This window comes from Acidovorax facilis, from assembly GCF_023913775.1.
GTDB lineage: Bacteria > Pseudomonadota > Gammaproteobacteria > Burkholderiales > Burkholderiaceae_C > Acidovorax > Acidovorax facilis.
This window is the reverse complement of record NZ_JAMXAX010000078.1, coordinates 1-11749: the sequence shown is the minus strand read 5'-3', so window position 1 is coordinate 11749 and position 11749 is coordinate 1. Positions and strand designations below refer to the sequence as shown.

The following is an 11749-nucleotide window of genomic DNA, read 5'->3' as shown; positions in this document are numbered from 1 at the left end:
GAGCGGGGGGACGCAGCCAGCACGGCTGCCCGCGCTTGGGCCGCGCCGGTTTCATACGCTGCGGGTGGTGCGCAGCGCCATGGATGACTGAAATGCCACAAGGAGCCGACCATGCCCGATTCCGACAAGCTTGCCATTGCCGCCCATTTGCATGTGCTGCTGCGCCGCAAGACGGGGCGCGTGACCGACACCGAATGGATGGCTTCCAACGTTGAATATGCGCTGGAGATCGTGCGGTTCGCACGCCAACGTGCCCAGGAGGACAACGTTCCGGAGCTGGTCGAGTGGGCCCACCGCCTCGATCTCGCCATCCATGCCGCCCCACCTGCTGCGCCGCGGCGACCCTTGCTGGATGTGGCCACGCAGGCGGTGCGCCAGCGCATGGCGCCGCCGCCAGAGCCTGCGCCGGAGGTTCCCCGTTATGTGGGAGGGATTCGCTGACCACGCTGCGGCCGGGTGGCCGTTGCGCGGGCGGTGTCAGTGCGCTGCCGTGCCTTGCACGAACAGACCCGCCGTGGGCAGCAGCCCGGCCAGCTTGTCATCGCCATAGGTGCGCAGCACCTGCGCAATCACGACCTGGTAGCCGTTAAGCCACTGCGCTTGCGCCGCCTTGGCCTTCAGGTGGGCGGGGTGCTGCATCAATGCCTGCAGCGCTTCGAGCGACTGCCAGTAGTAGACGTTGGACACGAGGCCCTTGCTCATGTCCTCCCACGATTCCTCGCCCAGGTAGCCGTCGATGGAGCGGGCGGCGGTCGCAATCGCCTCGTCCAGGCGGTGGAAGGCGTCGTCGAACTGTTTGGTGGCAAAGATGAAGGTGGAGGAGTACATGGGCGCGATGGTATCCGCGCTCATGCCGCGCGCCGCGCCTGGATGATCCACTCCGCCGCCTTCTCGGCTAGCATGAGTGTGGGCGAGTTGGTGTTGCCGCTGGTGATGGTGGGCATGGCCCCCGCATCCACCACGCGCAGGCCTGCAATGCCGCGCACGCGCAGTTGGGAGTCCAGCACCGCCATCGGGTCGTCATCCCGCCCCATCTTCGTCGTGCCCACAGGGTGGAAGATCGTGGTGGCAATGTCACCGGCCAGGCGCGCCAGGTCCTCGTCGCTTTCAAACTGCACGCCGGGCTTCCACTCCTCGGGCTGGTACCTGGCCAGCGCGGGCTGGGCCACGATGCGGCGCGTGACACGCAGGCTGTCGGCGGCCACCTGGCGGTCTTCGGCGGTGCTGAGGTAGTTGGGTGCGATGGCCGGTGCGGCCTTGAAGTCGGCGTTCTTGATGTTCACCGTGCCCCTGCTTGTGGGGTTGAGGTTGCACACGCTGGCCGTGAAGGCCGGAAAGCTGTGCAGCGGCTCGCCAAAAGCGTCGAGCGACAGCGGCTGCACATGGTACTCGATGTTGGGCCAGGGCTGGTCGGCGCTGCTGCGCGTGAAGGCCCCCAGCTGCGAGGGCGCCATGCTCATGGGGCCACTGCGTTTGGTCGCGTATTCGAGCCCGATCTTGGCCTTGCCCCAGAGCGAGCTGGCCATGGTGTTGAGCGTGGCCACGCCGTTGACCTTGAACACCGCGCGGATCTGCAGATGGTCCTGCAAATTGGCGCCCACGCCGGGCAGGTCGTGCACCACGTCGATGCCGTGCTGGCGCAGCAGCGCGCCCGGGCCGATGCCCGACAGCTGCAGCAACTGCGGTGAGTTGACCGCGCCTGCGCTCAGGATGACCTCGCCCGTTGCGCGGGCCGTGACCATCTCCTGGCCGTCCCACACCTGCACGCCGGTGCAGCGCTTGCTGCCGTCGGGCTGCGTCTCGACGATGAGCTTGGCGGCCTGGGCGCTGGTCCACATCTCGAAGTTGGGGCGGCCGTAGCAGGTGGGCCGCAGGAAGGCCTTGGCGGTGTTCCAGCGCCAGCCGCTTTTCTGGTTGACCTCAAAGTAGCCCACACCTTCGTTGCTGCCGCCGTTGAAATCGTCGGTGGCCGGGATGCCCGCCTGCTGCGCGGCCTGGGAAAACGCATCGAGCACATCCCATCGCAGGCGCTGCTTTTCCACGCGCCACTCGCCGGTGCTGCCGGTGGCCTTGTTGCCATGCAGGCGCTTGAAGTTTTCATTCACGCCGCCGGGCTGGTCCAGGCGCCAGTGGTCCTCGTGGCGGCGGAAGTAGGGCAGGGCGTTGTCCCAGCGCCAGCTGGCGTCGCCCGTCAGTTCGGCCCACTGGTCGTAGTCGCGCGCCTGGCCGCGCATGTAGATCATGCCGTTGATGCTGCTGCAGCCGCCCAGCGTCTTGCCGCGCGGGTAGCGCAGGGTGCGGCCGTTCAGGCCCGCGTCGGGTTCGGTGTTGTAGAGCCAGTCGGTGCGCGGGTTGCCGATGCAGTACAGGTAGCCCACGGGGATGTGGATCCAGTGGTAGTCGTCCTTGCGGCCGGCCTCGATGAGGAGCACGCGGTGGCGGCCGTCGGCGCTCAGGCGGTTGCTCAGCAGGGCGCCGGCGGTGCCGCCGCCGATGATGATGGTGTCAAACGTGGTGTGGTCGCTCATGGGCAGGGGCGGTGGCAATGTGTGGAAGGAGACGGAGGGCCATTGTGCGGACGGCGCCGGGTGTGTCGAGAGGGTCAGTGCCTATTGCTATTAAATATATAGCTATCAGCGCACGATGGTAAAGCGCTGGCGGCCTGTTTGATATTAATTTCACGCATTCCTGGCCCGCCTGTGCTTGGCGCTCGGCCCTGGAGATCCTCTGCACGAATCGCCGCGCCGTGTGCATCTGCGGTCTCGGGCGGTCTGCGGCGTTGCAAAACCTCGCAATAGCTGCGGCTATTGCTGCGTTTTGCGCATTGCAGTCCATCCCGATCCGCAGTGCACACTTTCCGCTCGATTCGTGCAGAGGATCCCTGGCGGGCATCAATCCTACGTGCCGCCTGCGTCCGGCTCCGCTACCATGCACGCTCCCTTTCATTCTTGGCAGTCCGCGCTGCCCAGTTCATGACCGACCCCGCTCCTCGCATTGTTCGCGCCGACACGCCCCAGGGGCCTTGTGCGCAGCTGCACGGGCGCTGGGGCGCGGCCGAGCTGGGAACCGGGGCACAGTGGCAGGCCGTGGCGGGTCAGCTGCGCAGCCACCCGGCCGCACCCACGCTGGGCTGGGACCTGATGCAGCTGCAGTGGCTGGACCACGTGGGCGCCCAGTTGCTGTGGAACCACTGGCAGCATGCCTGGCCCGAGCGCCTGGCCTGCACCGACGCCCAGCGCGACATGCTGGCGCGCGTGGCGCAGTTCACCTGCACCGCGCCGCCGCCCGAGCCCTGGCGGCTGGGTGAGCAGGTGGACCACCTGGGGGTGCTGGTGCTACACGGCGTGGACCATGCCCGCCACATGCTCGAAATGGTGGGCCGGCTGGTGCTGGACCTGGGCCGCCTGGCGCGCGCGCCGCGCAAGGGGCCGTGGCGCGACGTATCGGGCCACCTGTACCGCATGGGGGCCACGGCCCTGCCCATCACGGCGCTCGTGGGTTTTCTCATCGGCGTGGTGCTGGCCTACCTGATGAGCCTGCAGCTGCGGCAGTTCGGCGCCGAGTCGTTCATCGTCAACATCCTGGGTATCTCGCTCATCCGCGAGCTGGGGCCGATGCTGGCCGCCATCCTGGTGGCGGGGCGCTCCGGCTCGTCGATCACGGCGCAGATCGGCGTGATGCGCGTGACCGAGGAACTCGATGCCATGCGCGTCATGGGCATTCCCCACGGCTTTCGGCTGGTGATGCCGCGCACCATTGCGCTGGCACTGGCCATGCCGCTCATCAGCGTGTGGACCACGCTGGCAGCGCTGGCGGGTGGGATGCTGGCGGCCGACGTGGCCATGGACATCTCGCCCGGCTACTTTGTGCAGGCCCTGCCCGCCGCCGTCAAGATCGGCAACCTGGGCCTGGCCATGGCCAAGTCGGTGGTGTTTGGCGCGTTCATCGCGCTCATCGGCTGCCACTGGGGACTGCGCGTGAAGCCAAACACCCAGAGCCTGGGCGAGGGCACCACCGCTTCGGTGGTCACGTCCATCACCATGGTGATCATCGTGGATGCGTTGTTCGCTGTGGCATTTAAAAACATAGGCATATGAGAAGCCCCCCTGTGTCGCTTCGCGCCTTCCCCCCAGGGGGACGCCACCCGTGGCCTGGCAAAGCCAGTTCCACGGTGGCGCTGGCCTGGGCCGCGCCAGTTTTGAGGGGAGCGCGGCCATGACCGAGCGCATTGCCAAGCCCGAGCACATCGCCGTCGCGCCCAACGAGCCACCCATCGTGGACGTTCAGGGCCTGTGGACGCAGTTTGGCAAGGGCGATGAAACCTTCACCGTGCACCAGGACCTGAACTTCACCGTGCAGCGCGGCGAGATGCTGTCGCTGGTGGGGGGCTCGGGCACGGGCAAGACGGTGCTGCTGCGCCAGATCCTGGGCCTGGCCCGGCCTGCGCGGGGGCAGGTCACGGTGCTGGGGCGCCCGGCGTCCGAGATGGGGCGCGAGGGCGCGGCCAGCCGCGTGGGCATGCTGTTCCAGCACGGCGCGCTGTTCTCGGCCTTCAATGTGCTCGACAACGTGGCCTTTGCGCTGCGGGAGCAGGGCACGCTGCCCGACGACCTGGTGCGCGACGCCGCGCTGGTCAAGCTGCAGATGGTGGGCCTTCAGCCCGAGCACGCCACGCGCATGCCGGCGGATCTGTCGGGGGGCATGGTCAAGCGCGTGGCGCTGGCGCGTGCGCTCATCATGGACCCGCCGCTGCTGCTGCTCGACGAACCCACGGCGGGGCTGGACCCCAGCAGCTCCGACGACTTCTGTGCGCTGCTGCGCGAGCTGCGGGCCGCGCTGGGGCTCACGGTGGTCATGGTCACGCATGACCTTGATACGCTGTTTGCGCTGAGCACCCGGGTGGCCGTGCTGGCTGATAAGAAGGTCATCGTCACCGGTCCGCCGCACGAGGTGGCGCATTTCAAGCACCCGTTCATCGAACATTTCTTCCTGGGTGAACGTGGCCAGCGCGCCATGGCCCCGGTGCAATCCGTGGAGCACGCCTTGGCAGCACAGACCGCCGCCGTGCCCACGCAAGACAAGGAACCCAGCTGATGGAAAACAAATCCCACGCCCTCGCCGCAGGCATCTTTGTGCTGGTGGTGGCCGCCATGCTGGCGGGCCTGGCCATCTGGCTCACGCGCGACAGCGCCAACTACGAGCAGTACGAGCTGTCCACCAAGGACGGCGTGAGCGGCCTGCAGCCCCAGGCCGCCGTGCGCTACAAGGGGGTGGCCGTGGGCAAGGTCACGCGCATCGGCTTCGATCCGCAGGTGACGGGCAACGTGCTCATCCGCATTGCCGTCAACGAGCAGGCCCCCATCAGCCCCACCACCTTCGCCGTGCTGGGCTACCAGGGTGTGACGGGCCTGGCCCACGTTCTGCTGGACGATGCCGACCAACCTTACCCCGAGCTACCCCCGGGCCCCAGCGGCCTGCCGCGCCTGCCCATCAAGCCGTCGCCATTTGGCAAGCTCGCCGAGCAGGCCCCCGCCATCCTCACCCAGGTGGACGAAGCCACGCGGCGCATCAACCAACTACTGGGCGACACCAACCAGCAAAAACTCACCGAAGCCCTGGGCAACATTGCCCAGGCAGCAGGCAGCGTGAACACGCTGACCCAGCGGCTCGATGCCACCGTGGCCCAGCGCCTGGACCCGGCCCTGGCCGCGCTGCCCCCGCTGGCCAGCGATGCACGCAAGACCCTGCAGTCCCTGCAGCAAGCCGGCGCCAGCGTGTCTGTGCTGGCGGCCGACGTGAGCAAGACCACGCAGCGCCTGGGGGCCGAGGGCGGCCCCATCGACCAGATCACCATCGGCACGCAATCCCTCGCCCGGGCGGCCGATCAGTTCAGCACCACCACGCTGCCGCGCCTGAACCGCGCAGCCGACGACACCTCGCGCGCGGCACGCACGCTCAGCCGCACGGCGGGTGGTGTGGCGGACAACCCCCAGCTGTTCATCTACGGCTCGGGCCGCATCCCGCCCGGCCCGGGCGAACCTGGTTTCGCGCCCTGAGAAGGTGTGAACGAACCCACCATGCCCGCTCATTCCCCCAAAACACACCCGCTCGTCGTTGCAAATGCTCGCCATAGCCCGCGCTATGGCTGCGCTTTGCGCCTGGACCGGCCGCGTTTCGGCGGCCTGCTCGGGCACGCCGGATTCATTCACACCTTCTGAGGAGAAGCGTTGATGAAAAATACTATTAAAAACATAGCTGCTAGCGCTTTTCCATCCAGCGCTAGAGGCCTATTTGGTTCAGTTTTTGCTGTGGGACTGCTGGGTATCGCTGGCTGCTCGGCGCTGCCCAGCCCACCCTCGCGCCCCGCGCTCTACGACTTTGGCCCCGGCCCGGTCGCCACGGCCCCCAGCGACCGCCGCGCGCCCTTGCCACCGTTGGCGCTGGCCGATGTGGAGGCCCCGGGCCTGCCGGAGGGCAGCAACGCCGTGCTCTACCGCATTGCCTACGCCGACGCCCAGCAGCTGCGCCCCTACAGCCAGGCCCGCTGGAGCCAGCCCCCCGCCCAGTTGCTGCAGCAGCGCCTGCGCGAGCAGCTCGGCCAGCGCCGCGCCATCCTCAAGGCCGACGACGGCGCCGCCCAGGCGCGTGGAGTTGCCCCTGGCGGCCGCTTGCCCACTGTGCTGCGGGTGGAGCTGGAGGAGTTCAGCCACCTCTTCGCCAGCGCATCCGAAAGCGCGGGCGTGGTGCGCCTGCGTGCCACGGTGGTGGACCTGACCCACAGCGGTGAGGTGCTGCGCGGCCAGCGCGTGTTCATCGTGCACACCCCGGCGCGCAGTGCGGATGCGGCGGGCGGCGTGGCCGCACTGGCCGAGGCGTCCACACAGGCTGCCAAAGAGGTGGCGGAGTGGGTGGAGCAGGTGGGGCGGTAGACCGACGCTGCGGCGGGTGCAGCCCGGTGGGTGCCTGTCGTCTGTCGAGGCCCCGCCTTGTGGCGATCAGCGGCGCCCACCGGTTATGAACGTGTCGGCGCGGCGGTTTCTGACTGTTTTGCGCCGTTGGATTTAGCGCTTCCCTCAATCCCCGTCACCACCCGCGCATAGCGCGCAAAGCTCCAGTACGCCCAGGCCCAGTCCAGCAGCACGACCAGGCGGTTGCGAAAGCCGATCAGGAAATAGACGTGCGCGAACAGCCAGAACAGCCACGCAAAGTAGCCTGAAAAGCGCACCGGCCCAGTGGGCGAGGTGAGGTCCACCACGGCGGAGTTGCGGCCGATGGTGGCCAGGTTGCCGTAGTCGCGGTAGCGAAACGGCTGCGTGGCCTGGCCGGCCAGGCGGCGCAGGATGTTGGCGGCCGTGGCGCGCCCCATCTGCTTGGCGCCGGGTGATACACCGGGAACGGGGGTGGGCTCCTGGCCGGGCGCGTGGCTCTTGGCAGCAGCCAGGTCGCCGATGACGCTGATCTCGGGGTGGCCGGGCAGGCTGAGATCCGGCGCTACCACCACGCGGCCCGCCCGGTCGGTGGCGCAACCCGTGGCCCCGGCCAGCTGGCGGCCCAGCGCCGAGGCCGCCACACCGGCCGCCCAGACAATGCATTTGCTCTTGATTTGATAGCTGGTTGCGCTTGTTGGTTGAGCGCTGGAGGGCGATTCGACCATCAATCCGTCGCTGTCGATGGCGGTGACGCGGGCGTTCAGGCGCACTTCCACGCCCAGCTTTTCGAGCTGCTCCCTGGCGCGCTGGCTCAGTGATTCGGGCATGGACTGGAGCACGCGGGGGCCGCCTTCGAGCAGGATGATTTTTGCGCTGGCCGGGTCGATGTGCCGGAACTCACCGGGCAGTGTGTGGCGTGCGATCTCGGCCAGCGTGCCCGCCATCTCCACGCCCGTGGGGCCTGCGCCCACGACCACAAAGTTGAGCCAGTCGGCGCGGCGGGTGGGGTCCGCTTCCTTTTCTGCCGCCTCGAAGGCCAGCAGGATGCGGCGGCGGATCTCGAAGGCATCGTCCAGCGTCTTGAGGCCCGGGGCATGGGGTGCCCAGTCGTCGCGGCCGAAGTAGCTGTGGGTGGCGCCTGCAGCAACGATGAGGTGGTCGTAGGGCAAGGGGGCAGACGGGTGGGGCCCGTCCTTCAAATGCACGGTGCGCGCTGCCACGTCGATGTGCGTGACTTCGCCGAGCAAAGTCGTGACGTTGGGCTGCTGCCGAAACAGGTGCCGGATGGGCGCAGCGATGGCCGGCGCCGACAGCCCGGCCGTGGCCACCTGGTAAAGCAGGGGCTGGAAGAGGTGGTGGTTGGTCTTGTCGATGAGCGTCACATCCAGCGCGGCACCGCGCAGCGCACGGGCGGCTTCGAGGCCGCCAAAGCCGCAGCCGATGATGACAACACGGGGGCGGGGCGAGGGAGCGGAAGAAGTGGTCATGCCCCCATTATTGGGGCTCGCAGCTTCCGGGCAGCCTGTGAAACGGGCGCCCCCCCGGACAAGGGCAGTCAAGCAAGGGCCGCCCCGCAGCGAGGGCTGCGTCCCCCCGCCCGCAGCGCGCAGCGCTACGAGAGCGGGGGGAAGCGGCGCAGCCGCTCAGGGGGGCTCACATCACGCCATGAAACCCAGGTTGGTCGGGTAGTCGGCCCCGCCAAAGTGGCTCAGGTTGGGCAGCACGCCCGCCAGTTCGCTGTTGCTCACGCCAAACCAGCTGGCCAGCGTGGCCGCGTACTGGTCCACCGAGGTGCTGGGCAGCAGGCGGCCCTGGCCCACATGCCACTGGTCGTTGGCATCGGCAGTGTTGGTGATGCTGACCGGCGGCGCCTTGCCATAGAAGGCCTTGCCCTTGACTGCGCCACCCACCATGAGATGGTGGCTGCCCCAGCCGTGGTCCGAGCCGTCGCCGTTGGAGCTGAGCGTGCGGCCGAAGTCCGAGGCCGTGAACGCCGTCACCTTGTCGGCCACGCCCAGTTCGACCGTGGCGTTGTAGAACGCGGTCATGGCTTCGCTCACGCGCTGCATGAGCGTGGGCTGCTGCGAGATCAGGTTGTCATGCAGGTCGAACCCGCCCAGCGACACCATGAACACCTGCCGTTTGCTGCCCAATGCGGTGCGTGCACCAATAAGGCGGGCGACCATCTTGAGCTGGTCGGCCAGCGAATTGCTGGTGGGGAAGGCCGTGGCCAGCGTGACACCGGCCAGCCCGGAGGTGATGGAAGCCTCCGCGCCCACAGCCCGCGCGGTGACGCGGTTGTATTCGTTCTCCAGCGTCTGGCCGCTGGTTTGCTGGATCAGCGAGGTCAGCGCTGCGCGCACGGCCGTGGAGCCGTAGACATTGCTTTTGACGCCGTTGATCGGGATCGCACCGTTGGTGCTGACCTGGTACTGCAGCGCGGAGTCGCCCGAGAGGAACACCGCATTGCCCGTGACGGAGATGCAGGTGAACAGCGAACTGCCGTTGGAGGACAGCGCCAGGTCGCCGATGTTGCCGCCCCAGCCCACGGTGGAGCCTTCGGGCGAGGACGACTGCCAGACCGATTGCTGGTCGTTGTGCGAGAACAGCTTGGGGGGCAGCGGGTACAGCGCACGGTTGCTGCCGCTGTACTGCGCACGCGTGAGTGGAACCACCAGGGGACCCACGTTCAGCTGCACAGCAGCCTTACCGGTGTTGAACAGGTTGGTCAGCCCGGTCATGGCAGGGTGCAGCGCGTACTGGCGCCCATCGGCCAGTGGCGTGGTGGGCGCGAGCAGGGTGGGGGTCAGGGCGGACTTGGCCAGGGCAATGCCCCCCGCCGTCTGCCCGGCACCGCCTCCGCGCGCGGCGCTGTATTTGTTGTAGCTGTCGTCGTCATAGGTAATGACGGTGTTGGCGTAGTCGTTGCCGCCGTACAGGAAGACGCAGACCAGCGCCTTGTAGTCGGTGGCCGTGAAAGCTGCGGCTTCGCCCACGGCGGCGAGATTGAGCGCAAAGGGCAGGGCGGTGCCTGCCATACCCAGCTGGGCGGAGCGGCGCAGGAAGGCGCGGCGGGAGTGGAGGTCGGGTTGGAGGAGATGCATGGCGGCGCGCCTTATTTCTGGATCAGGTATTCGGCCGAGGCCATGACGAGGAAAATCGCGGCCGCCACGCGGTCGCGTTTGGCGTTGTCCGTGCTTGCCGCCGTGACGGGGGTCGTCTTGAGGGCGTCTGCGATGAGTTTGACCGTGGCTGCAGACAGCTGGCCGCCCGTCATGAGCAGGTTGACCCGGTCCACGAGCGCATCGGCATCGGCCACGATGGCCAGTTCGTTGGTATAGGCCGCCTTGATGTCGAAGCCGTTGTTGCCGTTGCTGCCGTTGTTGGGCAGGTCTGGCGCGTTCACGAAGATGCCGTTGCGGATCACGCCCTGCATGTAGTTGAGGTAACCGCCCACGCTGCTCTCGTTGACCAGCTGGAACTCGGGCGCCACGGCACCGGCCGTGGCCAATGCCGTTGAAGGCGGCACATAGCCCGGCCGGAAGAAGTTGAACACCGACGGCGAGCGCAGCGGGCTCTGCGCCAGGCGCGAGCCGGCCGAGCTGAGGTCGCCGATCTTCCAGCTGCCGTATTGCGACGCGATGCCAAAGGTGCGGCCCCACTGCACAAAGCGCAGCATGGGCTCGCGCAGGCGGCCGAACATGGGGTCCGTGAGCCCGGCGGGCGCACGGGCTTCGTCGTCGAGTAAAACGGCCTTGACCACGGCCCGCAGGTCGCCACGCACGCCGAGGCCGTTGTTGTTGAAGGCGGCCGCCACACGGCTGATGTAGCCGGGGGACGGGTTGCTGGTGACCAGGCGCTGGATCAGCTGCTTGCCGATGAACGGCCCTACGTTGGGGTGGTTGAAGATGGTGTCCAGCGCCGTTTTGAGCGCCGCCGCACCGGGTGTGCCAGCGGCAACCGTGGTGCCCAGGAAGGTGGCGGCCAGCGTGGAGTGCCGCGACTCGTTGAGTGCCATGGGCAGCCGCGTGAAATGGGTGCTGGGCACGGTGCGCGTGGTGCCGGGCACGGTGGTCGGGGCATTTTGCGACTGGTCGTAGTCGTAGCCTGTGAACACGCGTGCCAGGTTGGTGATGTCGCTCTGGGTATAGCTATCGACCACCTGGCCCGAGCCATTGCGCTTGGCTGTGCCATCCTGGTTCAGCTCCACGAGCCCGATGGACATCAGCTGCAGGATCTCACGGGCATAGTTCTCATCGGGCTGGCGGCCGGTGGAGGGGTTTTCCTTCTGGTTCCCGCGCGTGTTGAGGTAGTAGCCCATCGCGGGGTTGAGGGTCACGTCCTCCAGCAGCTTGCGGAAGTTGCCGAAGGCGTTGGCGACCAGCTGGTCCCAGTAGTGGGCGATGGCATGGCTGCGCCAGCTGAAGTCCAGGCCCGAGAGCGATACCACGCAGATCTCGGACAGCGCGAGTGCCACGCGCTTGCGCAAGCCGTCGCTGGATGTCATGAGCTGTTGCCAGATCATGTAGTCGCCCGGGTAGGTGTTGTCGTAGTACGACGTGGCGTTGTCCACCGTGTTGTACCCGCGCTGGTTCAGCCAGTCCCACCCCTTGGTGCCGACGGGCAGGCTGAACTGGTTGTTGATCCAACTGTCGTAGGTGCTGGCGCGCAGGGTGGCGATTTCGCCGGTGGATGCCGAGAACTGCGCTTGCAGGAGGAACCGCGCCGCTTCCTGGTCGGTGTCGGCCCGTGTGTAGGTGTAGCTTCCAGCTCCCGGGGCTGGCGGTGGGGGCGGCGGCGTCGCAGGCCCTGGAGCGGGT

The 11749-nt window shown here is 67.7% G+C and carries 11 protein-coding genes; 6 read left to right on the top strand and 5 right to left on the bottom strand.

Annotation, left to right across the window (positions count from 1 at the left end; genetic code table 11):
- Positions 1 to 111 precede the first annotated feature (111 nt).
- Positions 112 to 441: a hypothetical protein gene (locus NFX52_RS19280; protein ID WP_055394371.1), complete on the top strand. Its 330-nt coding sequence runs from the start codon at positions 112 to 114 to the stop codon at positions 439 to 441.
- A 36-nt stretch (positions 442 to 477) separates the two neighbouring features.
- Here the strand turns inward: NFX52_RS19280 and NFX52_RS19275 are convergent, their stop codons facing one another.
- Both NFX52_RS19275 and NFX52_RS19270 read right to left on the bottom strand, forming a co-directional pair.
- Positions 478 to 828 carry an antibiotic biosynthesis monooxygenase family protein gene (locus NFX52_RS19275; protein WP_055394407.1) on the bottom strand — a complete coding sequence of 117 codons (351 nt, stop codon included), beginning with the start codon at positions 826 to 828 and terminating at the stop codon, positions 478 to 480.
- 20 nt (positions 829 to 848) lie between these two features.
- The gene (locus NFX52_RS19270) at positions 849 to 2528 is read right to left on the bottom strand and encodes a GMC family oxidoreductase (protein WP_055394369.1); all 1680 of its coding nucleotides are present in this window, start codon (positions 2526 to 2528) and stop codon (positions 849 to 851) included.
- A 444-nt stretch (positions 2529 to 2972) separates the two neighbouring features.
- Here NFX52_RS19270 and NFX52_RS19265 point away from each other — a divergent pair, with 444 nt between their 5' ends.
- The 5 genes from NFX52_RS19265 to NFX52_RS19245 all read left to right on the top strand — a co-directional run bounded on the left by NFX52_RS19265 (position 2973) and on the right by NFX52_RS19245 (position 6929).
- The gene (locus NFX52_RS19265) at positions 2973 to 4097 is read left to right on the top strand and encodes an MlaE family ABC transporter permease (protein WP_055394405.1); all 1125 of its coding nucleotides are present in this window, start codon (positions 2973 to 2975) and stop codon (positions 4095 to 4097) included.
- Positions 4098 to 4215: 118 nt separating this feature from the next.
- Positions 4216 to 5094, top strand: coding sequence for an ABC transporter ATP-binding protein (locus tag NFX52_RS19260; RefSeq protein WP_055394403.1), 879 nt, complete (start codon positions 4216 to 4218; stop codon positions 5092 to 5094).
- Positions 5094 to 6056, top strand: a complete 963-nt coding sequence (locus tag NFX52_RS19255; protein ID WP_055394368.1) for an MlaD family protein — start codon at positions 5094 to 5096, stop codon at positions 6054 to 6056. The genes NFX52_RS19260 and NFX52_RS19255 overlap by 1 nt, the downstream gene beginning before the upstream one ends.
- A gap of 6 nt (positions 6057 to 6062) precedes the next feature.
- Complete coding sequence (locus NFX52_RS19250; protein ID WP_252635789.1) at positions 6063 to 6218, top strand: hypothetical protein; 156 nt, start codon at positions 6063 to 6065, stop codon at positions 6216 to 6218.
- 12 nt (positions 6219 to 6230) lie between these two features.
- Positions 6231 to 6929 carry an ABC-type transport auxiliary lipoprotein family protein gene (locus tag NFX52_RS19245; protein ID WP_055394366.1) on the top strand — a complete coding sequence of 233 codons (699 nt, stop codon included), beginning with the start codon at positions 6231 to 6233 and terminating at the stop codon, positions 6927 to 6929.
- 83 nt (positions 6930 to 7012) lie between these two features.
- On the opposite strand, the gene NFX52_RS19240 is transcribed toward NFX52_RS19245, so the two are convergent.
- The 3 genes from NFX52_RS19240 to NFX52_RS19230 form a co-directional block, all read right to left on the bottom strand.
- Entirely contained in the window at positions 7013 to 8416 is a 1404-nt protein-coding gene (locus NFX52_RS19240; protein ID WP_055394364.1) for an NAD(P)/FAD-dependent oxidoreductase, read from the bottom strand.
- Between the two features lie 171 nt (positions 8417 to 8587).
- On the bottom strand, positions 8588 to 10033 hold the full coding sequence (locus NFX52_RS19235) for a DUF1501 domain-containing protein (RefSeq protein WP_055394362.1): 1446 nt from the start codon (positions 10031 to 10033) through the stop codon (positions 8588 to 8590).
- A gap of 11 nt (positions 10034 to 10044) precedes the next feature.
- Positions 10045 to 11749: DUF1800 domain-containing protein (locus NFX52_RS19230; protein WP_252635788.1), on the bottom strand; the 1705-nt coding region annotated here is incomplete at its 5' end.